The sequence below is a fragment of the Terrabacter sp. NPDC080008 genome (assembly GCF_040702505.1).
Taxonomy (GTDB): Bacteria; Actinomycetota; Actinomycetes; order Actinomycetales; family Dermatophilaceae; genus Terrabacter.
The window spans coordinates 338,735-360,084 of record NZ_JBFBLC010000003.1 but is presented as its reverse complement, the minus strand read 5'-3'; the positions used below and the strand labels follow the sequence as shown (position 1 = coordinate 360,084).

Annotated in this window: 23 protein-coding genes; 9 read left to right on the top strand and 14 right to left on the bottom strand. The window is 72.6% G+C overall.

What is annotated here, in order from left to right; genetic code table 11:
* The 3 genes from AB0316_RS11860 to AB0316_RS11850 form a co-directional block, all read left to right on the top strand.
* On the top strand, window positions 1-993 hold a 993-nt coding region (locus AB0316_RS11860), incomplete at its 5' end, for an FAD-dependent oxidoreductase (protein WP_366273213.1).
* Window positions 994-1,053: 60 nt separating this feature from the next.
* Window positions 1,054-2,811, top strand: coding sequence for a sodium:solute symporter family protein (locus AB0316_RS11855; RefSeq protein WP_366273212.1), 1,758 nt, complete (start codon window positions 1,054-1,056; stop codon window positions 2,809-2,811).
* Between the two features lie 13 nt (window positions 2,812-2,824).
* Window positions 2,825-3,166, top strand: coding sequence for a hypothetical protein (locus AB0316_RS11850; protein WP_366273211.1), 342 nt, complete (start codon window positions 2,825-2,827; stop codon window positions 3,164-3,166).
* Window positions 3,167-3,226: 60 nt separating this feature from the next.
* Here AB0316_RS11850 and mutM read toward each other — a convergent pair whose 3' ends face one another.
* From mutM to AB0316_RS11810, 8 genes are all read right to left on the bottom strand, one after another.
* Window positions 3,227-4,087: a bifunctional DNA-formamidopyrimidine glycosylase/DNA-(apurinic or apyrimidinic site) lyase gene (mutM, locus tag AB0316_RS11845; protein WP_366273210.1), complete on the bottom strand. Its 861-nt coding sequence runs from the start codon at window positions 4,085-4,087 to the stop codon at window positions 3,227-3,229.
* A 5-nt stretch (window positions 4,088-4,092) separates the two neighbouring features.
* Window positions 4,093-4,896, bottom strand: a complete 804-nt coding sequence (rnc, locus tag AB0316_RS11840; protein WP_366273209.1) for a ribonuclease III — start codon at window positions 4,894-4,896, stop codon at window positions 4,093-4,095.
* A gap of 19 nt (window positions 4,897-4,915) precedes the next feature.
* The gene (rpmF, locus tag AB0316_RS11835; protein WP_142184271.1) at window positions 4,916-5,110 is read right to left on the bottom strand and encodes a 50S ribosomal protein L32; all 195 of its coding nucleotides are present in this window, start codon (window positions 5,108-5,110) and stop codon (window positions 4,916-4,918) included.
* 1 nt (window position 5,111) lies between these two features.
* Window positions 5,112-5,687: a DUF177 domain-containing protein gene (locus tag AB0316_RS11830; RefSeq protein WP_366273208.1), complete on the bottom strand. Its 576-nt coding sequence runs from the start codon at window positions 5,685-5,687 to the stop codon at window positions 5,112-5,114.
* Between the two features lie 89 nt (window positions 5,688-5,776).
* The gene (gene coaD, locus AB0316_RS11825; protein WP_366273207.1) at window positions 5,777-6,277 is read right to left on the bottom strand and encodes a pantetheine-phosphate adenylyltransferase; all 501 of its coding nucleotides are present in this window, start codon (window positions 6,275-6,277) and stop codon (window positions 5,777-5,779) included.
* Window positions 6,278-6,317: 40 nt separating this feature from the next.
* A complete protein-coding gene (gene rsmD / locus AB0316_RS11820) occupies window positions 6,318-6,899 on the bottom strand; it encodes a 16S rRNA (guanine(966)-N(2))-methyltransferase RsmD (protein ID WP_366273206.1) in 582 nt (193 codons plus the stop codon).
* A 1-nt stretch (window position 6,900) separates the two neighbouring features.
* The gene (locus AB0316_RS11815) at window positions 6,901-9,147 is read right to left on the bottom strand and encodes an ATP-dependent DNA helicase RecG (protein ID WP_366273205.1); all 2,247 of its coding nucleotides are present in this window, start codon (window positions 9,145-9,147) and stop codon (window positions 6,901-6,903) included.
* A 1-nt stretch (window position 9,148) separates the two neighbouring features.
* Window positions 9,149-10,870: a DAK2 domain-containing protein gene (locus AB0316_RS11810; protein ID WP_366273204.1), complete on the bottom strand. Its 1,722-nt coding sequence runs from the start codon at window positions 10,868-10,870 to the stop codon at window positions 9,149-9,151.
* Window positions 10,871-11,033: 163 nt separating this feature from the next.
* Between AB0316_RS11810 and AB0316_RS11805 the strand changes: the two genes are divergently transcribed.
* Both AB0316_RS11805 and rpmB read left to right on the top strand, forming a co-directional pair.
* Window positions 11,034-11,807 (top strand): fructosamine kinase family protein, encoded by a 774-nt coding sequence (locus AB0316_RS11805; protein ID WP_366273203.1) that lies wholly within the window; start codon window positions 11,034-11,036, stop codon window positions 11,805-11,807.
* Window positions 11,808-11,973: 166 nt separating this feature from the next.
* Window positions 11,974-12,162 (top strand): 50S ribosomal protein L28, encoded by a 189-nt coding sequence (gene rpmB, locus AB0316_RS11800; protein ID WP_343992462.1) that lies wholly within the window; start codon window positions 11,974-11,976, stop codon window positions 12,160-12,162.
* 194 nt (window positions 12,163-12,356) lie between these two features.
* Here the strand turns inward: rpmB and thiL are convergent, their stop codons facing one another.
* A complete protein-coding gene (gene thiL / locus AB0316_RS11795) occupies window positions 12,357-13,358 on the bottom strand; it encodes a thiamine-phosphate kinase (RefSeq protein ID WP_366273202.1) in 1,002 nt (333 codons plus the stop codon).
* Between the two features lie 193 nt (window positions 13,359-13,551).
* On the opposite strand from thiL, the gene AB0316_RS11790 reads away from it, so the two are divergent.
* Window positions 13,552-13,785 carry an Lrp/AsnC ligand binding domain-containing protein gene (locus AB0316_RS11790; protein WP_142184288.1) on the top strand — a complete coding sequence of 78 codons (234 nt, stop codon included), beginning with the start codon at window positions 13,552-13,554 and terminating at the stop codon, window positions 13,783-13,785.
* 59 nt (window positions 13,786-13,844) lie between these two features.
* Complete coding sequence (locus tag AB0316_RS11785) at window positions 13,845-14,240, top strand: DUF3515 family protein (protein WP_366273201.1); 396 nt, start codon at window positions 13,845-13,847, stop codon at window positions 14,238-14,240.
* 67 nt (window positions 14,241-14,307) lie between these two features.
* Here AB0316_RS11785 and AB0316_RS11780 read toward each other — a convergent pair whose 3' ends face one another.
* Window positions 14,308-15,447, bottom strand: a complete 1,140-nt coding sequence (locus tag AB0316_RS11780) for a D-alanine--D-alanine ligase family protein (protein WP_366273200.1) — start codon at window positions 15,445-15,447, stop codon at window positions 14,308-14,310.
* 50 nt (window positions 15,448-15,497) lie between these two features.
* Here AB0316_RS11780 and AB0316_RS11775 point away from each other — a divergent pair, with 50 nt between their 5' ends.
* Window positions 15,498-16,637, top strand: a complete 1,140-nt coding sequence (locus AB0316_RS11775; RefSeq protein ID WP_366273199.1) for a PLP-dependent transferase — start codon at window positions 15,498-15,500, stop codon at window positions 16,635-16,637.
* Between the two features lie 74 nt (window positions 16,638-16,711).
* Here the strand turns inward: AB0316_RS11775 and AB0316_RS11770 are convergent, their stop codons facing one another.
* Together AB0316_RS11770 and AB0316_RS11765 are read right to left on the bottom strand one after the other, a co-directional pair.
* Complete coding sequence (locus tag AB0316_RS11770) at window positions 16,712-17,713, bottom strand: NAD(P)H-dependent glycerol-3-phosphate dehydrogenase (RefSeq protein ID WP_366273198.1); 1,002 nt, start codon at window positions 17,711-17,713, stop codon at window positions 16,712-16,714.
* Entirely contained in the window at window positions 17,710-18,510 is an 801-nt protein-coding gene (locus AB0316_RS11765) for a lysophospholipid acyltransferase family protein (RefSeq protein ID WP_366273197.1), read from the bottom strand. Before AB0316_RS11765 ends, AB0316_RS11770 begins: the two co-directional genes overlap by 4 nt.
* Before the next feature lie 114 nt (window positions 18,511-18,624).
* On the opposite strand from AB0316_RS11765, the gene cofC reads away from it, so the two are divergent.
* Window positions 18,625-19,482, top strand: coding sequence for a 2-phospho-L-lactate guanylyltransferase (gene cofC / locus AB0316_RS11760; RefSeq protein ID WP_366273196.1), 858 nt, complete (start codon window positions 18,625-18,627; stop codon window positions 19,480-19,482).
* A gap of 137 nt (window positions 19,483-19,619) precedes the next feature.
* Here the strand turns inward: cofC and AB0316_RS11755 are convergent, their stop codons facing one another.
* Both AB0316_RS11755 and leuD read right to left on the bottom strand, forming a co-directional pair.
* A complete protein-coding gene (locus AB0316_RS11755; protein WP_366273195.1) occupies window positions 19,620-20,468 on the bottom strand; it encodes an HU family DNA-binding protein in 849 nt (282 codons plus the stop codon).
* A 285-nt stretch (window positions 20,469-20,753) separates the two neighbouring features.
* Complete coding sequence (gene leuD, locus AB0316_RS11750) at window positions 20,754-21,347, bottom strand: 3-isopropylmalate dehydratase small subunit (RefSeq protein ID WP_366273194.1); 594 nt, start codon at window positions 21,345-21,347, stop codon at window positions 20,754-20,756.
* Window positions 21,348-21,350 lie beyond the last annotated feature (3 nt).

Below are 21,350 nucleotides of genomic sequence, written 5' to 3'. Positions count from 1 at the left end.
ACCCTGACCGAGCCCCTGACCGAGCCCCTGACCGAGCCCCTGACCGAGCCCCTGACCGAGCCCCTGACCGAGCCCCTGACCGAGCCCCTGACCGAGCGCCCGGCCGGGCTGCACTCGATCCGCACCATCGCCGACGCGGACCGCCTCGCACCCGAGCTGCGCGGGGCGCGGGAGGTCGTCGTCGTCGGTGGCGGCTTCATCGGGCTGGAGATCGCCGCCGGCGCCCGGATGCTCGGCGCAGCCGTCACCGTGGTCGAGGCAGCCGAGCGCCTGATGGACCGGGCCGTCTCACCCGCCCTGGCCGAGGCCGTCCGCCGGGCCCACGAGCGCCGGGGCATCCGAGTCCTGCTGCGCACCGGGGCCGCTCGCGTCGTGGTCCAGGCGGGCAGGGTCGCGGGCGTCGAGCTCCTGGACGGTCAGCTGCTCACGGCCGACGTGGTGGTCGTGGGCGTCGGGATCGAGCCGCGCACCGAACTCGCGGCGCAGCTGGGCCTCGTCGTCGAGCCACGCGGTGTCGTCGTCGACGCGCGGGCCGTCACCTCGGACGGTGTCACCGTCGCCGCGGGTGACTGCGCGATCGGCCCAAATCCCTTCGGGCGCGGGCTCACCGGCCTGACCCGGCTCGAGAGCGTCGCGCACGCGACGGACCAGGCACGGGCCGCCGCCGCGACGCTGGCTGGGCACCCGGCGGCATACGACAGCGTCCCGTGGTTCTGGAGCGACCAGGGCGACATCCGGCTGCAGATGGCGGGACTGCCCCACGGGGCCGACCGGCAGGTCGTCCGCGGCGACCCCGACTCCGAGCGCTTCTCGATCCTCAGCTTCCGCCAGGGGCTGCTCGTGGCCGTCGAGGCGGTCGGCGCGACCGCCGACTACCTGGCTGTGAAACGAGCGCTGGAGAAGGGTATGTCGCTCGATGCCGACGCCGCGGCAGATGCTGCGGTGCCGCTCAAACGGCTTCTCACCCGGACGACCGACCGCCCGCCTTCCTGACGGGCCCACCGAGGCGCCCTGCGCTAGCGTGAGTCGTCGCCCAACGAAGGGACTGATCGCATGCACGCACTGGCGGGCCTGGCCACGGCAGGCACCCTCATCAGCGCCAACCCGGTGGACTACGTCATCATCGCGCTCTACTTCGTCTTCGTCCTCGGGATCGGGGTCATGGCGAGGCGCTCGGTGTCCGACTCCATCGACTTCTTCCTCTCCGGTCGGTCGCTCCCCGCCTGGGTCACCGGCCTCGCCTTCATCTCGGCCAACCTCGGCGCCGTCGAGATCATGGGCATGTCGGCCAACGGCGCCGAGCTCGGCATCTCGACCGTCCACTACTTCTGGGTGGGCGCCATCCCCGCCATGCTCTTCCTGGGCGTGGTGATGATGCCCTTCTACTACGGCTCGCGGGTCCGCTCCGTCCCGGAGTTCATGTTCCGCCGCTTCGGCACCGGCGCCCACCTCGTCAACGCCCTGAGCTTCGCGCTCGCGCAGCTGCTCATCGCCGGCGTCAACCTCTACCTGCTCGGCTCGATCGTGCACGCGCTGCTCGGCTGGCCACTGTGGCTCACCCTGATCGTCGCGGCCGCCATCGTGCTCTCCTACATCACCCTGGGCGGCCTCTCGGCAGCCATCTACAACGAGGTGCTGCAGTTCTTCGTCATCGTCGGCGGCCTGCTGCCGCTGACCCTGATCGGCCTGCACCGCGTGGGCGGCTGGTCCGGCCTCAAGGACAAGATCACCCAGTTCGCCGCCACCGCCCCGGCCAGTGCCAAGGTGCCCCCCGCCGACCAGCAGCTGCACTCGTGGCCCGGCCAGGCCCTCTCGGGCTTCAGCTCCCCCGTGTGGTCGGTCATCGGCATCGTCTTCGGGCTCGGCTTCGTGCTCTCCTTCGGCTACTGGACGACGAACTTCGTCGAGGTCCAGCGCGCCATGGCCTCCAACTCGATCTCGGCCGCGCGCAAGACCCCGATCATCGGGTCCTTCCCGAAGATGTTCGTGCCGTTCATCGTGATCGTGCCCGGCATGATCGCGGCGGTCCTCGTCAAGGAGATCGGCCAGCTCAAGGCCGGCGGCTCACCGCCGGGCGGCGCCTCCGGCGAGGGCGTCAAGTACAACGACTCCCTGCTGCTGCTGATGCGCGACATCCTGCCCAACGGCCTGCTCGGCGTCGCGATCGCCGGCCTGCTCGCGGCGTTCATGGCCGGCATGGCCGCCAACATCTCGGCCTTCAACACCGTCTTCAGCTACGACCTGTGGCAGCGCTACATCCGCAAGGACCACAGCGACGACTACTACCTGCGCATCGGGCGGCTCGCCACCGTGGGCGCGACGGTCATCGCCATCGGCACGGCCGTCATCGCCAGCTCCTTCAGCAACGTCATGGACTACCTCCAGACGCTGTTCGGCTTCTTCAACGCCCCGCTCTTCGCCACCTTCATCCTCGGCATGTTCTGGAAGCGGATGACGGCCACGGCGGGCTGGGTGGGCCTGTCCGCGGGCACGCTGTCCGCGGTGCTCGTCGCCTTCCTCAGCGAGGATGCCTTCGGTTCCCTGAGCCGTGGCGTCATCCCGATCAGCGGTCAGGGCGCCTCCTTCGTGGCGGCCTCCGCGGCCTTCGTCGTCGACGTCGTGCTCAGCATCGTCGTCTCGCTGGTGACCAAGCCCAAGGCCGCCAAGGAGCTCCGCGGGCTCGTCTACTCCGAGACACCCCGCGAGGACCTCATCGACCCGGAGGAGCAGCGCCTCCCCTGGTACCGGCGCACCCTCCCGCTCGCGGGCATCTCGCTGGGCCTCGTCATCATCCTCAACTTCTTGTTCTGACAGGAGCATCGACATGAGTGACCACCACGACGCCCCTGCTGCCGGGGAAGCTCCGGCAGAGGACGAGACGCGAGCGCGGCACACCGCCGGTGCCTTCGACATCCGCAACTTCATCGGCGCCCTGCTCGGGCTCTACGGCGTGATCCTGCTGCTGCTCGGGATCTTCGGCGACAAGGCGTACGACAAGACCGGCAACGTCAACGCCAACCTGTATGCCGGCATCGTCCTCGTCGTGATGAGTGCGATCTTCATCGGCTGGGCCCGCGTCAGGCCGATCCTCGTGCCGGAGCACGTCGAGCCGGCCGAGGAGGACCCCACCCGCCCGGCACCGAAGCGCCGCCCACCGCGGCACTGATCGCCGTCCGACCCGCCTCGACCCGCACAGCCGCAGCTCGTCCCCCGTCCTACGCGACGGTCAAGACGCGCTGCGGCGCCGTGGTCGCGGCTGGCACACGGGGCACGAGAACGACGAGCGGTTCATGAACTGCTCGCGTCGCATGAGGGTGCCGCACCGGTCACAGGGCGTGCCAGCGCGACCGTAGGCGTGCAGCGAGCGGTCGAAGTAGCCGCTCGCGCCGTTGACGTTGACGTAGAGGGCATCGAAGCTCGTGCCGCCCTGGCCCAGCGCCTCGGCCATGACCTCGCGGGCGTGGTCGAGGATGCGCGAGAGCGTGGGCTTGGTCAGCGAGGAGCAGAGCCGCTCGCCGTGCACCTTGGCGCGCCACAGCGCCTCGTCGGCGTAGATGTTGCCGATCCCGGAGACGAGCGTCTGGTCGAGCAGCGCCCGCTTGACCGCGCTGTCGCGCTGCTTCATCCGGCGCACGACCGACCCCTGGTCGTAGACCGGCTCGAACGGGTCGGGCGCGATGTGCGCCACCGACTCGGGGATACCGTCGGTTCGAAGCGGCGAGAGGGCGAGGCCCCCGAAGGTGCGCTGGTCGACGAACCGCAGCTGCGGGCCACCGTCGTCGAAGTCGAAGCGGGCGTGGCAGTGCTTCTCGAGAGGCGCGTCGGCCGGCTCGACGAGCATCTGGCCGCTCATGCCGAGGTGGACGATGAGGGCGTCCTCGCCGTCCAGCGCCAGCCAGAGGTACTTCCCCCGCCGGGAGGCGGCGGTCACCGTGACGTCGTGGAGCCGGTGCGCCAGGTCTTCAGGCCCGGCGTCGTGACGCCGGGCCACGCGTACGCCCGTGATCCGGGCACGCGAGACGTGCCGGCCCACGACGTGCTCTGCGAGGCCCCGTCGGACGACCTCGACCTCGGGCAGCTCCGGCACGGGCGTCAGGCGGTGGAGCCGGCGGAGCCGTTGGACGCGGCCGCCGAGGAGCCGGCCTCGGCCTGGTCGGCGGCACCGCGGCGCCCGTCCAGGATATGCCAGGCCTCCTTGGCCGCCTTCTGCTCGGCTTCCTTCTTCGAGCGTCCGCGGCCCTCACCCAGGACCTCCTCGCCGACGAGGACGCGGGCGTGGAACTCCTTCTCGTGGTCCGGGCCCTGCTCAGCCACGCGGTACTCCGGCGAGCCGAGGGCGAAGCCGGCCGCCATCTCCTGCAGGCTGGTCTTCCAGTCGAGGCCGGCGCCGAGCGTGGCCGCCTCCTCGATGATCCCGTCGAAGTGGTGGTGCACGAAACGGGCGGCGAGGTCGATATCGGTCGAGAGGAACACCGTCCCGATCAGCGCCTCGAGCGTGTCAGCCAGGATCGAGGCCTTGTCGCGCCCGCCCGTCGCCTCCTCGCCCTTGCCGAGCATGACGTAGCTGCCGAGGTCGAAGGTGCGGGCCACGTCGGCCAGGGCACGCATGTTGACGACCGCAGCGCGCAGCTTGGCCAGCTGGCCCTCGGCCAGGTCGGGGTGCTCGCGGTACAGAGACTCCGTGACGACCAGCCCCAGCACCGAGTCGCCGAGGAACTCGAGGCGCTCGTTGTTGGGAAGGCCGCCGTTCTCGTAGGCGTACGACCGGTGCGTCAGGGCACGCAGGAGCAGCGGCTCGTCGATGTCCTGGCCGACCACCTCGTGCAGGTGGGCGATCAGAGCATCGACGGGCCGCTGCGGCACCGCCGGAACACCCCCAGCGTCGATGTCGCTCACGGGGCTGCTCACGGGGTGATCAGGCCTGGTGCTCGGTGCGCTCGGCGGCGGCGTAGTGACGGCCCTTGTACGTGCCGCAGGACGGGCACGCGATGTGCGGCTGGTTCGCCGCACCGCACTGGGGGCACGTGGAGAGCGTGGTCGGCGTTGCCTTCCAGTTCGCGCGACGCGAACGGGTGTTGGAGCGCGACATCTTCCGCTTCGGGACAGCCACGTCAGTTCCTCTTCTCTTGCGGGTCGTCGCTCAGCAGTCCACTGAGGGACGACCACCTCGGGTCGATCACTTCATGATGATGGTCCGGGTCCTCCGCGAGGTGCATCCCACACTCGGAACACAGCCCCGGGCAGTCCGGCCGGCACAGCGGTTGGAACGGCAGCGTCGGCACGACAGCGTCCCGGAGCACGGGCTCGAGGTCGATGAGGTCACCGACCAGCTCGTGCACCTCGTCCTCGTCCGAGTCGGCTCCCACCTCGTGGTGGTGCGCCGCCCGGTCGGCGTAGGCGAACAGCTCCTGGAAGGTCCCCTCGACAGGCTGCTCGAGGGGGTCCAGGCACCGCACGCAGGCGCCGGTCGCCGTGCCACTGACCGAACCCGTGACGAGGACACCTTCGACGACGGACTCGAGGCGCACCTCGACCTGGACCGGCTGGCCGGCCTTGATCGAGATGACGTCGGTGCCGAGGTCATCGGGCAACGTCACCGTGCGCGAGAGCTCCTGCATCGTGCCCGGTCGCCGAATGAGCTCCCTGGTGTCGAGCACCAGGGGGGAACGGGGATCGGGACGGTCCATGACTCCTGCGCACAGTAGAGGATTCGGCCCGCGCCAAGACGGACGTGGACCGACCTCCAAGGGTACTGGAGGGGTGGCGTGCGCCCAAATCAGGCGAGACGGTCGCGCAGGGCGGCCAGCACGGGGTCGGGCACGAGGCCGCTGACGTCGCCGCCGTAGCGCACGACCTCCTTGATCAACGAGCTCGAGACGTGGGCGAGCGACGGGTCGGCCGGGATGAAGAGGGTCTCGACGCCGCTCAGGTGCTGGTTCATCGTGGCCATGGGCAGCTCGTAGGCGAAGTCAGTGCCGCCGCGCAGTCCCTTGACCATGCTGGCCGCGCCCACCTCGCGGCAGACGTCGACGACGAGGGTCTCGGCCCAGGCGCCGATGCGCACGTTGGGCAGGTGGCCCAGCGTCTGCTCGAGCAGGGCCGTGCGCTCCTCGACGGTGAACGTGCCCTGCTTGCCCGGGTTGTGCAGGACGGCGACGACGACCTCGTCGAAGAGCCGGCTGGCGCGGGTCACCACGTCGACGTGGCCGTTGGTGATCGGGTCGTAGGAGCCGGGGCACACACACCGGCGCGCGGAACTCGACACAGGGCTCGTCACGCGCCCAACCTACCGTCAGGCCCCAGCCGGTCCGGGAGGCTCACGCGACGACGTCGCTCGGCGGTGGCTCCGCGAACCACACCGCGGTCTCGCCGTAGCGCTTCTCCCCCGACAGCTCCAGCCCCTCGGGCCAGGTGGGCTGCGGCGAGCGGGTGGAGCGCTCGACGACGACGAGCGCGTCGGGGGCGAGCCAGCGGTGCTCGACGAGCCCGGACAGCACGGAGGCGAGGGCATCCTCGGTGACGTCGTAGGGAGGGTCGATGAGCACGAGGTCCATGCGGACGTCGGCGGGCGGCCCGGCGGCGACCGAGCGTTCGACGGTGTCGGCGACGACGCGTACGGCAGGGTGGCCCACCGTCGCCACGTTGGCGCGGATGACCTTGGCCGCCGCCTTGTGGGACTCGACCAGGAGCACGAGGGACGCTCCGCGGCTCGCCGCCTCGAGACCCAGGGCGCCCGAGCCGGCGTAGAGGTCGAGCACGTTGGTGCCGTCGAGCATGCCCTGGTGCTCCAGGCGGCTGAAGAGCGCCTCCCTGACCCGGTCGGACGTCGGTCGGGTCGAGGAGCCGGGCGGCGTCTGCAGCCGCCGACCGCCGGCGCTCCCGCTGATGATCCGGGTCATCTCAGCCCCGCTCCAGCCAGGCAGCCTGCTCGTCGTCGAGCCGCATGGCGACGGCGGCCGCCAGTGCGGGATGCGCCCGGAGCCCCGGGTCGCCGTCGACGAGCGCGAACGCGTCCGCGCGCGCGTCGGCGATGATCTGCTCGTCCTCCTCGCGGCCGAGGCGCAGGTGGCGCACCGAGTTGCCGCGGCCGCTCTGCCGTGCGCCCAGGACGTCGCCCTCCCGGCGCAGCAGCAGGTCGGCGCGGGCCAGCTCGAAACCGTCGGTGGTCGCGGCGACCTGCCCGAGGCGCTCCATCGCCCGCTCGCCGGGATCGCTGGTCATGAGGAGGCACAGGCCCGGCACCGCGCCGCGACCGACGCGGCCGCGCAGCTGGTGCAGCTGGGAGATGCCGAAGCGGTCGGCGTCGACGACGACCATGACCGAGGCGTTGGGCACGTCGACGCCGACCTCGATGACGGTGGTCGCGACGAGCACGTCGATCTCACCCGCCGCGAAGGCGCGCATCGTGGCGTCCTTGGCGTCGGGGTCGAGCCGGCCGTGCAGGACCTCGATGCGGACGCCCTCGAGCGGCGGCGTGGCTCGCAGGGTGCTGAGCATCGAGTAGACGCCGGTGAGCTCGCCCGCCGGTCCCTGCGGCCCGTCGGCGTCGTCGGTGTCGGAGCCGTCCCAGTCCGCGTCCCACCCGGCGTCCTCGTCGGTGGTGTCGCGGGAGCCGGCGCCGCCCTCGTCGTCGACGTCGCCGATGCGGGGGCACACGACGTACGCCTGGTGTCCCGCCGCGACCTCCTCGGCCACGCGCGCCCAGGTGCGGTCGACCCAGCCGGGCCGGTTGGCGTCGACGACGTGCGTCGTGATCGGCGAGCGACCGCGGGGCAGCTCGCGCAGCGTCGAGGTCTCCATGTCGCCGAAGACGGTCATCGCCACGGTGCGCGGGATGGGGGTCGCCGTCATCACGAGCACGTGGGGCGGCCGGATGCCCTTCTCGCGCAGCGCGTCCCGCTGCTCGACGCCGAAACGGTGCTGCTCGTCGACGACGACGAGGGCGAGGTCGGCGAACTGGACGTGCTTCTGGATCAGGGCGTGCGTGCCGACGACGATGCCGGCCTCGCCCGAGGCGGCGTCGAGCAGCGAGCGCCGGCGCGCCGCCGCGTTCTGGCTGCCGGTCAGCAGGGCGACCTTCGTGCCGAACTCCGCGCCGCCCAGCATGCCGCCCTGCGCGAGGTCGCCCAGCATCGCCGTGATCGACCGGTGGTGCTGGGCGGCGAGCACCTCGGTGGGGGCGAGCAGCGCCGCCTGGCCGCCCGCATCGATCGCGGCCAGCATCGCCCGCAGGGCGACGACGGTCTTTCCGGAGCCCACCTCGCCCTGCAGCAGGCGGTGCATCGGGCGGTCGGAGGCCAGCTCGGCCGTGAGCACCTCACCGACCTCGCGCTGGCCGGCCGTGAGCTCGAAGGGCAACCGGGCGTCGAAGGCCGCGAGCAGTCCCCCGGGGCGCGGCGGCCGCGGCGTCGCGAGCTCGGACTCCGCGGCCTTGCGGCGCTGGGCCAGGATCGTCTGCAGGACGAAGGCCTCGTCGTACTTGAGGCGCTCGAGCCCCCGGCCCGGCTGCTCGTCGACGGCGGGGCGGTGCACGAGCTCGAGCGCCGAGGACCGGTCGAGCAGGCCGCGCGCCACGCGGATGTGCTCGGGCACGGGCTCGCGGATGCGGTCGACGGAGTCGAGGGCCTGGTGCACGAGCCGCCGCATCTTGAGGGAGTTGAGCTTGCCGGTCGTCGAGTAGACGGGCACGCGGTGCGTGCGGTACCACTCCACGGCCGCGTCGCCACGGTCCTCGTCGAGGAGCTCGTACTCGGGGTGCGTCAGCTGCAGGCGGCGGCCGTAGGCGCCGACCTGCCCGACGAAGAAGCCGCGCACCCCCGGCGTCAGCTTGGCCTCGTGGCCGTACGCGCTGAAGAACGTCACGTCGAGCTCGTTGCCGAGGTCGTCGCCGATGACGACGGTCAGCATCTTGCCGCGGCGGTTGCGCATCGGCCGCGTCGTGGCCTTCTGCACCTCGGCGACGACGAGGACGTCCTCGCCGACGTGCAGGGACGAGAGGTCGGTCAGCTGCCCGGGGCGCACGTAACGCCGTGGCACGAACTCGAAGAGGTCGGCCACGCTGACGAGGCCCTTGTTGCGGGCGAGCTGCTCGGCCTCCGTCTTGTTGACGAGCTTGGTCAGGGGCGAGTCCTCGGTCAGCACCGGCACCTCACTCCACCCCCAGCAGCACGGGGTAGACGTCCTGGCCGCCCTCGATGAGCGACACCTCGACGCCGTGGTGCGCACGGCGGGCCTCCTCCTCGACCGCGCGGGCCAGCCCGTCGGGCGCGCCGCAGCCCGAGATCACCGTGACCAGCTCGCCCCCGCTGCCGAGCAGCCGCCGGACCACCTCGCGCGTGACGGACAGCTGGTCGGAGCCGACCACGACCACGTCGCCGTCGACGACCCCGAGGACGTCGCCCTCCTGGCAGGGGCCTGCGCTGGTCAGGGCCCCGCGGTCGGCGACGGTCACGGCCCCGTGCCGGGTCGCCGACGCCGCGGCCTGCATGGCGAGCGCGTTGGCGGTGGCGGTGGCAGCCGGCTCGAAGACCGCGAGCGCAGCCAGTCCCTGCACCGCCGTGCGCACGTGCACGAGGTGCGCGTCGATGCCCTCGTCGGACGCCGCGCGGACCGCTGCTGCCGCCGCGAGCAGGGTGTCGCCGTCGTTGGGGAGGACGATGACCCCTTGCGCGCCACGGGCGTGCTGCTCGCGGACGGCGTCGATCATGGCGCCCGTCGAGGCTCGTTGGCCGGGACCGGAGGCGACGACCACCGCGCCGGCCTCCTCGAACAGCGCGCGCAGTCCGTCACCGGCCGAGCACGCCACGATGCCGGCCGGGTGCCGCTCGACCGGCTCGAAGCCCTCGGACCCTGCACCGCCCTGCTGGTCAGGCGGCGGCGCGGCATACGTGAGCGCGGTGATGCGCACGCGATGAGGACGCCCTGCCTCGATGCCGGCCTCGACGGCGGCACCGGCGTCGTCGACGTGGGCGTGGATGTTCCACTCGCCGTCGCCGTCGCCGCCGACGACGAGCACCGAGTCGCCCAGCTCGACGAGGCGGGCGCGCAGCCCGTCGACAGCCGCGTCGTCGGAGTCGCGCAGGAGGTACATCACCTCGTAGTGGGGCACCGCCCGCGAGCGTGGGTCGTGCGCCGGGGACGAGCGGTCCGGACCGGGTCGCCCGGGGTCGGGCCGGCGGCGCATGCCACGCGCGGACGCCCCTGCTCGTGATGGGGAGCCGTGACCGGCACACACCTGCTCGAGGCACTCGAGGAGCGCGACCAGGCCGGCGCCGCCCGCGTCGACGACCCCGGCCCGGGCCAGCACCTCGAGCTGCTCGGGGGTGTGCTCGAGCGCGGTCCGCGACGCCTCGTACGCCGCCCGTGCGACCGCGTGCACCCCGGTGGCCGCGTCGTCGACGGCGGCTGCGGCCGCCTCGGCCATCGCCGTGGCGACGGTCAGGATGGTGCCCTCCTGGGGGTCTGCCACGGCCTGACGGGCCCGCTGCTCGGCGCGCCGCAGCCCCTCGGCCAGCGCGCGTGCGTCGATCTCGCCGGAGCCGGCACATCCCTCGGCCAGGCCGCGGGCGAGCTGGCTGAGGATGACGCCGGAGTTGCCTCGGGCGGTCCAGAGCAGGTGCCGGGCGAAGACGGTGAGCAGCCGGTCGGCCGTGCCGACATCCGTCGCGTCGAGGGTGCGCTCCACCGCACCGTCGAAGGTGAGGTAGAGGTTGGTGCCGGTGTCGCCGTCGGGCACGGGGAAGACGTTGAGGGCATCGATCTCGGTGCGGCGCGCGGCGAGGGAGGAGCGCGTCAGGGCCGCCCAGCGGCGGACGGCGCCGAGGTCGAGCACGGCCAGGGGTCCGTCGGACGACGGCTCTGCGCCGGGCATCGGACCTCCTGCTCGTGGTGCTGGACATCGGGCTCGCCGATGCTCGGCAGGCTAGCGCCTCGCCCCGACGGTCGCATGCGACCCTCCGGCCTACGGCATACCCGCTCGGCACTGCAGGGGTACGCCGCCCGGCTGCCCCGTCCGGTCGGGTTACGTTGGGACGATGACGGCCGCCGAGCACCGACATCGCAAGACGCGAGAGGACGCACCCGCCGGCTTCTTCGAGGCCGAGGCGGCCGGGCTGCGCTGGCTGGGCGAGGCGGAGTCCCGCGGCGGCGCGCGCACCGTCCGGGTGCTCGACGTGGGCACCCGCCACATCGACCTCGAGCGCCTCGACCCGGCGCAACCGACGGCCCCGCACGCCGAGGCACTGGGACGGGCGCTGGCCAGGACCCATGCGGCCGGCGCGCCGGCCTTCGGCGCGCCCCCCGACGGCTGGAGCGGCGCGGCGTGGATCGGGCGCCAGTCGCAGAGCAACGACCCCACACCGACGTGGGGGCTCTTCTACGCCGAGCAGCGCGTGCGGCCCTTCGTGCGGCGGGCACTCGAGCGCGGCCACCTCGACCCGGACGGCGCCCGGGTCGTCGAACGGGCCTGCGACCGCCTCGCCGCGGGCGACTTCGACGACGACCGTCCCCCGGCGCGGATCCACGGAGACCTGTGGTCGGGCAACGTCGTCCACACCGCGCAGGGTGCCGTCCTCATCGACCCCGCGGCGCACGGCGGTCACGGCCTGACCGACCTCGCCATGCTCGACCTCTTCGGCTGCCCAGGCCTCGACAGGGTCGTCGCCGCCTATGCGGAGGAGGCCGGCCTCGCGCCGGGATGGCATGGGCTCGTGCCCCTGCACCAGCTGCATCCCCTGGCCGTACACGCCGCCTCGCACGGCCCGTCGTATGCCGCACCGCTCGTCGACGCCGCCCGTCCCTTCACGTGAGGCCCCGTCGCGGGCCGCTCCCGCCGTTTTGTCGTCCGAGCGACTCGTCGGCTACTCTTGACCGGTTCCCCCCGCGCTGTGCGGGGTGACGCACGCCCTCGTGCGTCTGCCCCGAGCCTGTGGTGGAGCTTCGCACTTGATCAACATCGAACTTCAGGAGATACCCGTGGCTGCCAACTGCGACGTCTGCGGCAAGGGACCGAGCTTCGGTCACAACATCTCGCACTCGCACCGCCGCACCAAGCGCCGCTGGAACCCCAACATCCAGCGCGTTCGGACGCTGGTGAACGGTGTGACGCCGAAGCGAGTCAACGTCTGCACCTCCTGCCTCAAGGCGGGCAAGGTCGTTCGCTGACCCCGAGCTAGACAGTCGGAGGCCGGTCCCGTCGGGGCCGGCCTCCTGCGTTTCCCCCGGTCTCCCCGTCGCTCGGTCGAGGTGGCACGTCGCGGCCCAGCGCGACGGCATACCTCCACCTCCTTGGTGCCACGCCGGGTCGAGGTGCTGCGTCGCGGCCGGGCGCGACGGCATACCTCCACCGGGCCGAGGGGTCAGGTCGCCCGGAAGTGGTCCCACCCGGTGTGGGTGACGACGCGGCCGTCGACGAGGATGGCGGGGGCCTCACCCTCGCGGGCAGCACGCACGGTGCCGATCCCGCGCCACCCCTCGGGCAGCGTCCCGGCGGGAAAGGTCGCCAGCAGCGAGTGCTCCTCTCCCCCGGCCAGCACGCAGTCCAGCGCCTGCTCGGCCCCGAGGACGTCCGCCAGGACGTCGACGTCGGGCACGAGCGCCTCGAGGTCGAGGTCGACGACGACCCTGCTGGCGCCCGCGATGCGGCCACCGTCGCGGAGCAGCCCGTCGCTGAGGTCGAGCATGGCCGTGGCTCCCGCTGTGGCCGCGCGGGGGCCGGCCGCGAGTGGCGGGCGCGGCCGGCGGTGGATCTCGACGGCCTCGGGCAACCGGTCGACGGCGCCGGTCTGCAGCAGCCGCAGGCCCGCGCCGGCCAGACCCAGCGAGCCGCACACGGCGAGGACGTCCCCGGGACGGGCCCCCGACCGGAGCACCGGCTCCCCCTCCAGCCGCCCCAGCGCGGTGACCGAGACCATGACGACGCCGGCCGGCGCCGAGGACAGGTCGCCGCCGAGCACCGACACGCCGGCGTCGATGCAGGCCCGGGCGAGGCCCTGCACGTGGTCGAGCACCCACTCGAGGGACAGCTCGGGGTCGGCCACGAGCGTGACGAGCACCCCCGTGGGGACGCCGCCCATCGCGGCGACGTCCGCGAGGTTCTGCGCCACGACCTTGTGGCCGATGTCGGCGCCCGAGGACCAGGCGTCGAGCCAGTCACGACCGAGGACGACCGTGTCGGTGGTGGCGATGGTGCGGTCGGCCGTGCGCAGCACCGCCGCGTCGTCGCCGGGTGCGACGAGCAGGTCGGCGCCCGGCGGGAAGGCGGGGATGATGTGCGCGAGCAGCTCCTCCTCGTCGAGGGTGCGGAGCGGGGTGCCGCCCGTCATCATCGGCCCGCGCTCGCTCCGGCGCACGTTCGGCACGGGTCACACACCCTTCCGGTCGTGGGCCCGCCCGGGCCCTGGTATCCGACGGGACGTGGAGCCCCATGGCAAGGTAGCGTCAGGCACGGCCACAGTCACACTGGGGCCTGCCGTTCCGACCGGTCGTGCCCTCAGCGAGACAGCCCTCGCCCGGGGGCGACCGACCAACGACCGACACACAGTGAGGTGACACGTGGTCCAGGCCTACATCCTGATCCAGACCGAAGTCGGCAAGGCCGCCAGCGTGGCGGAGCAGATCGCGGGCATCACCGGGGTGACCCTCGCCGAGGACGTCACCGGCCCCTACGACGTCATCGCGCGGGTCGAGGCCTCCAACGTCGACGACCTCGGCCGCCTCGTCATCGCGAAGCTGCAGGACGTCCCGGGCATCACCCGCACGCTGACCTGCACGGTCGTCCACGTCTGAGGTCGACCCTGAACCATCGCTCGTCCCTCACGACGGCGGCGCTGCTCGGCGCCGCCGTCGTGCTGTCCGCCTGCAACCGCGCACCCGAGGTCGCCCTGGCACCGCAGTCCTCAGCCCCGGTGTGCCGCTCGGTGACGTGGCCGAGCACCGTCGGCGGCCACGGACGGGTCGACACCCAGCCGCAGGACGCCTCGGTCGCCGCGTGGGGCGACCCCGCGATCTTCGCCCGCTGTGGCCTCGACCCGCTCGGCCCGACCACCGACAGCTGCGTCACGGTCGACGGGGTCGACTGGGTGGTGCGTTCCCTCAGTGACGGGTCGATGGCCACGACGTTCGGACGCGACCCGGCGATCGAGGTCCTCGCGCCGGGCACCTACGGCCCGGTGCCGCTGCTGCTGCCCGCCTTCACCGCGGCGGCCGAGGCCCTGCCGAAGAACGGCCGGCACTGCTCCTGAGCGTCGCCGCGCGTCGCCGCGCGTCGTAGGGGCGCGTCCTCCAGCGCTGCGGTGCGGCGGCGGCCCCTCAGCGCAGGCCGGTCCGCCGCTCCAGGGCCAGTGAGATCAGCTCGTCGATGAGGTCGGTGTAGCCCAGGCCCGTGGCCGCCCACATCCGCGGGTACATCGAGTGCGGCGTGAAACCGGGCATGGTGTTGATCTCGTTGATGACCACATCGCCCGACGGCGTGTAGAAGAAGTCGACGCGCGCCAGTCCCTCGCAGCCGGCCGCCTCGAACGCGGTGACCGACATCTCGCGGATCCGCTCGGCGACCGCGGCCGGCACGTCGGCCGGGCAGTCGAGACGGACGTCGTCCTCGGCGAGGTACTTGGCCTCGAAGTCGTAGAAGTCGTGCCCCGTCACGACGACGGCCTCGCCGAGCTCGCTCGTGCGCGGCGCCTCGGTGCCGTGCCCGTCGAGCACACCGCACTCGATCTCGCGCCCGACGACAGCGGCCTCGACGACGACCTTGGGGTCGTGCTCGCGGGCGGCCTCGACGGCGGCGCGCAGACCTGACGCGTCGTCCACCTTGGTGATGCCCATGCTGGAGCCGGCGCGGGCCGGCTTGACGAACACCGGCCAGCCGAGCGGCTCGACCCGGGCCAGGGCCGCCTCGGGGTCGCGGCGCCACTCGCGGTCGGTGAGGACGACGTAGGGGCCGACCTTCAGGCCGGCCGACTCGAAGACGACCTTCATCATCGCCTTGTCCATCATCACGGCGGAGGCCGTGACGCCGGATCCGACGTAGCGCACGTCGGCCAGGTCCAGCAGGCCCTGCAGGGTGCCGTCCTCGCCGAACGGGCCGTGCAGCAGCGGGAAGACGACGTCCACGTCGCCGAGCGCGCGCGGCGGCTGCCCCGCCTCGAGGACCGTCAGCGAGCGGTCTCCGGTGCTGAGGGGCACGACGACCGACGCGCCGCCGCCCACGACCTCGGGGGTCTGACCCGGCAGCAGGCGCAGGGGCTCGGGGTCGTCGGCCACGAGGACCCAGTGGCCGTCGCGGGCGATGCCCACCGGCACGACGTCGTACTTGTCGCGGTCGATGGCGCGCAGGACGCTCGCCGCCGTCGAGCACGAGACTGCGTGCTCGGAGGAGCGTCCTCCGAAGACGATGGCGACGCGCGGGCGGCGGCTCGGCTGGTCGGGCTGGGGCTGGTCCGTGGTCATCAGTCGAGACTCTATCGAAGGCCCTGCGAACCCCCTCGTACGCTGACGGCGTGGTCAGGGACAAGGATTCGCAGCAGCACGTCGAGACGTTCCTCGTGGCCTCCGGTCGTCCGGAGCGTCGCCCGGGCGCGTCGGTCAACGTGCCGGTCGAGCTGACGTCGACGTACGCCGCCGACGGCGCCGTCAACTACGCGCGATCGGGCAACCCCACGTGGAACGCCTTCGAGGAGGCCCTCGGTGGCCTCGAGGACGGTCTGGCCCTCGTGCACGCCTCCGGCATGGGAGCCATCTCGGCGGCGCTGTCGCTCGTCCCGGCCGGCGGGACGGTGGTCGCGCCGGACACGACCTACAACGGCACGGGCGACCTGCTCGCGGCCCACGAGGACGCCGGCGGCACCGTCGTACGCGTTCACGCCACCGACACGGCCGGCTTCCTCGCGGCGCTCGAGTCGGCGGACCTGCTGTGGCTGGAGTCGCCGACCAACCCGCTCATGGACGTCACCGAGCTCGACGTCGTGCTCGACCGCTCACGACAGCTCGGCGTGACCAGCGTCGTCGACAACACCCTCTCGACGCCGCTGCTGTGCCGCCCGCTCACGCTCGGCGCCGACGTCGTCGTGCACTCGGTGACGAAGTACCTCTCCGGCCACAGCGACGTGGTGCTCGGTGCGACCGTCGTGGCGGACACCGAGCGGGGCCGCACGATCGGCGAGCGGCTGCGTCGCCACCGCACCCTGCACGGCGCCATCGCCGGGCCCCTCGAGGTCTACCTGGCCCTCCGCGGGCTGCGCACCCTCTCGGTCCGGTTCGAGCGGGCCAGCGCGAGCGCGGCCGAGCTCGCGGGCCGCCTCGAGGGACACCGTGCCGTCGAGCGCGTGCGCTATCCCGGGACGGGCGCGATCCTCTCGATCGACGTCGCGGGCGACGAGGCGGCCGCCGAACGGGTGTGCGCCGCGACGCGCGTCTGGCTGCACTCGACGAGCCTGGGCGGGGTCGAGTCCCAGCTCGAGCGCCGCCGCCGACACCCGTCGGAGTCACGCGAGGTGCCGGTCAACCTGCTGCGCCTCTCCGTCGGCATCGAGCACGTCGAGGACCTGTGGACCGACCTCGACCAAGCCCTCGACCACGCCCTCGACCACGCCATGGACCTCGCCCTCGACCAAGACCGGGAGAACGCACTCGAGTCCTGAGTGGCCGCTGGGCACCCCGGCGCCCCGTCCGCCCCGTCCCCCCCCGTCCGCCCACGGACGGGACGGCATACGGCTCAGCGCTTCTCGGCCTTGAGGTCACGCGACATCAGGCGCGGCCCGACCTCCCTCGCGGGGTGCCCGTCGCGGATCACGGCGACCACCTGCTCGCAGATCGGCATGTCGACGTCGTGCTGCTGGGCGAGCGTGAGGATCGACTCGCACGACTTGACGCCCTCGGTGGTGGTGCGCAGCTCGGCGGTGGCCTCGGCGACCGAGAGGCCACGGCCGAGCCGGACGCCGAAGCTGTGGTTGCGCGACAGCGGCGACATGCACGTGGCGATGAGGTCGCCGACACCGGCCAGCCCCATGAAGGTCTGCGGGTCAGCGCCCAGCGCCAGGCCGAGGCGGGTCGTCTCGGCCAGGCCACGGGTGATGATGGTGGCCTTGGTGTTGTCGCCGAACCCCAGCCCCTCGGCCATGCCGGAGGCCAGCGCGACGACGTTCTTCGTGGCGCCGCACACCTCGGCACCGATGACGTCGGTGTCGGTGTAGGGCCGGAACCACGGGGTCGCGCAGGCACCGGCGACCCGCTCGGCGGTGGCCATGTCGCGGCAGGCGACGACCCCGCCCGCTGGCTGTCGCAAGGCGATCTCGTGCGCCAGGTTCGGCCCCGACACCACGACGACGCGGTCGTCCTCGACACCGGCCGCCTCGACGATGACCTCGCTCATCCGCATGGTCGTGCCGAGCTCGACACCCTTGAGCAGTGACACCACCGGGGCGTCGCCCGGGATGGCGCCGCCCCACCGGACGAGGTTGTCGCGCAGCGTCTGCGACGGCACGGCCAGCACCACGAGGTCGGCCCGGTCGAGCGCCTCCGCCGGGTCGACCGTCGCCCGGATCGAGGGCGAGAGGCGAAGCTCGGGCAGGTAGGCCTCGTTGCAGCCGGCGTTGACCGCCTCGGCCACCTCGTGCCGACGCGCCCACATCGCCACGTCGCAGCCGGCATCGGCGAGGATCATGGCGAAGGCGGTGCCCCAGTTGCCGCTGCCCATGACGGCCACGCGTGTCGTCACTCGGAGCTCCCCTCGTCGGGCTCGGACGACGTCGGGCGACCGATGTCGTCGTGCCGCACCGGGTTGCCGATCTCGGGCACCCCGTGCCGGCGGGGGTCGAAGCGCTCGGCCGGGTGCTTCTCCTCGCGGAGCACCTCGAGCAGCTCGGTGATCCGGTCCATCAGCCGGTCGGTGGCCTCGCGCAGCACCTTGGTGTCGATGGGGCGGTCGTAGAGGTCCGACAGGTCGACGGGCGGACCGGCATACATCTTCATCGTCTTGCGCGGGAAGAGCGAGGGGCGGTGGCCGTAGGGCGAGAGGATCTCCTGGGCCCCCCACTGGGCGACCGGGATCAGCGGGCACCGGGTCTCGAGCGCGACGCGCGCCGCCCCCGTCTTGCCGCGCATCGGCCACAGGTCCGGGTCGCGGGTGATCGTCCCCTCGGGGAAGATGCCGAGCGCCTTGCCCTGCCGGACGCCCTCGACCGCGGCGCGGTAGGCGTCGGCGGCGGCCAGGGAGTTGCGGTAGACGGGGATCTGACCGCACTTGCGCAGGATCCAGCCGACGACCGGGATCGTGAAGAGGCTCTCCTTGCCGAGGAAGTACGCCTCGCGGCCGCTGTCGAACATGAAGTGGGCGAAGACGAGCGGGTCGGCGTAGGAGATGTGGTTGGGCGAGACGACGAACCCGCCCTCGGCAGGGATGTTCTCGAGCCCGCGCCAGTCGCGCCTCGTGACCCGCATGAGAACCGGCCGGAGGAACAGCGCCACCAACCGGTAGGCCAGGGGCAGCTGCCTCTTGCGAGCGCCGGCAGTCACGTGTCACGTCCTCCTCGTCGTGCGCACGCCGGGCGGCGTCGCTGGGGCTTCATCTTGTCCACCCCGTGGCGCGGTGTCGAGCAGCGGGGCGGCGAGTGCGACGATATCGCCAGCATGTCGACCTCCTCCCGCACGCGCCCGGCACCCGACTGGCACGTCGTCGTCCCCGTCAAGGAGACGGCGCACGGCAAGTCCCGCCTCGCGCGCGCGGTCGGTTCGGACCGTGCCCACCTCAGCGCCGCTATCGCGACGGACACGCTGACGGCCGTCGTCGAGGCGGTGGGCGCCGAACGCCTCGTGCTCGTCACGGGCGACGCGGGCCTGCGCTCGAGCTGGAGCGGCCGGGGGGTGCGCGTGGTGCCCGACCCCGGGAGCGGCCTCAACGACGCCGTGAGCGTGGGTATGCGGCATGCCGGCACGGGTGCCCCGGTGGCGGCCCTGCTCGGCGACCTTCCCGCCCTCGACGCCCCCTCCCTGCGCAGCGCGCTGGAGGTCGCTGCCGGGCTCGACCAGTCCTTCGTGCCCGACGCCGACGGCACGGGAACGGTGCTGCGCTGCGGCCGGGACTTCGAGCCGCGCTTCGGTGCCGACAGCGCCGCGCGGCACGAGGCCGACGGAGCGGTGCGTCTCGAGCTGCCGCTCCCGCGCCTGCGCACCGACGTCGACGACGCCCGCAGCCTCTCCCGGGCGCGACGGGTCGGTCTCGGGCCTGCGACGCGAGCGGTGCTGGAGCACCGGGCGTCTGGTTGGATCAAGAGCATGCAGGCGACGGTGCACCGCTTCGACCCCGAGACGCACACGGGCAGCGTGCTGCGCGACGACGGGGTGGAGCTGAGCTTCGAGGCGCCTGCCTTCGACGGCAGCGGGCTGCGCCTGCTGCGCGTGGGCCAGCGGCTCACCGTCGACGTCGTGGACGACCTCGTCGTGGCGCTGCGGATCGTGGGCATCGGCCCGGGACAGACCATCGGCTGAGCCGATCCGACACAGGGCTGGGCCCGGCCGTCGCCGGCCGGGCCCACCTCCGTGAAGCTCTGATCGTGTCGTCCTGATCGAGTGGTCTCGAGCTCGTCGCGCGAGGTCCGCCGTCCCCTGGGTGGAGGGTGTGCGGGTCAGCGGGTCGCGCTCTTGCTCGCCGTCTTCCGTGCCGTCGTCTTCTTGCCGGCCGTGCCCGTGGCCGTCTTGGCGGCGGACTTCGAGGCCGGTGCCGCCTTCGCCGTGGTGGTCCGCTTGGTGGCGGTCCTGCTCGGCGCCGTGGCGGCGGCCTTGGTCGCGGTCCGGCCCGCGGACTTGGTTGCCGCGGTCTTCGTGGTGGCGGCCTTCGTCGTGGCCCTTCCGGCCGTCTTGGTCGCGCTCTTGCTGGTGGCCCTGCTCGTGGCCTTGGTCGCGGCCTTGCTCGTGCCGGCGCGCTTGGCCGGAGCGGCCTGGGTGGCGGTCGTGCGGGCGGCGGCGCTCCTGCCCGTGGACCGCGTTGCCGGAGCGGTCTTGGACGCAGCGCTCTTCGTGGCGGCCGTCTTCGACGCAGCCGTCTTGCCCGCGCCCCGGGCGCTACCGGTCTTGGCCGTGGTGGCCTTGGCGGCGCCGCGCGTGGCACTCTTCGTCGCCGTCTTGGCGGCCCCCGTCCGGCCTGCCGCAGAGCTGCCGGCGGAAGCGCGCGAGGCGGCCGACTCGGTCTTGGACAGCTTCTTGGCCCCGGACACGATCTCCTTGAAGTTCGTGCCGGAGCGGAACTTCGGGACCCGGGTCTTCTTGATCCTGACGGTGTCCCCCGTCTTGGGGTTGCGGCCCGTGCGTGCGGCGCGGTCGGCCCTCTCGAAGGTGCCGAAACCGGTGATGCCCACCTTCCCGCCCTTGGCGACCTCGCGGATGACGACGTCGAGGAAGGCCTCCAGTGCGTCGGAGGCGACCTTCTTGCTGCCCAGCCTGGTCTCGAGCGCGTCGATCAGTTCTGCCTTGTTCACGTCTACCCCTCCAGAGGACTGTCGGCGTCAGGCGACCCGACGGTGTGGGTCCGGAACCCGTCCGGCTACCTCCTGACGGTAGGCCGACTCGCCGGGCGCGTCCATCACCGTTTTCCGGGTCTTTCGTTGTGTCGCAACGTGTTTGAGCAGCCCGCGACCCCCTCCGGAGGGCGCCACCGGCCCGCGGCGCGATACCCGGGACGCGGACACGAAAGAGCGGATCCCATTGCCTGGCAACGAGATCCGCTCTTCAGCACGCTGGTGCGCGACCGCGCCCGCGCCGAGTCAGGCCGGCGTGGTCACCGGCTTGTGGCGGGGCCGGCGCCCCTCGAAATCGGTGACGAGGTCCTCGTGTCGGAGGGTCAGGCCGATGTCGTCGAGCCCCTCGAGCAGGCGCCACCGGGTGTAGTCGTCGATCTCGAAGGGGGCCACGATCTCACCGGCACGGACGGTGCGACCCACGAGGTCGACCGTGACCTCGGCGCCGGGGGTGTTCTCGAGGTGCTTCCAGATCAGCTCGACGTCGTCCTGGGCGACGATCGCCGTGAGCAGGCCCTGCTTGCCGCTGTTGCCCCGGAAGATGTCGGCGAAGCGCGAGCTGATGACGACCCGGAAGCCATAGTCCATCAGGGCCCAGACGGCATGCTCGCGGCTCGACCCCGTGCCGAAGTCCGGGCCGGCGACGAGCACCGAGCCGTGCGCGTACACGGGGTTGTTGAGGACGAACGACTCGTCCTTGCGCCAGGCGGCGAAGAGGCCGTCCTCGAAGCCGGTCCGAGTCACGCGCTTGAGGTACTCGGCCGGGATGATCTGGTCGGTGTCGACGTTGCTGCGGCGCAGCGGCACGCCGACGCCGGTGTGCGTCTCGAACTTCTCCATGGC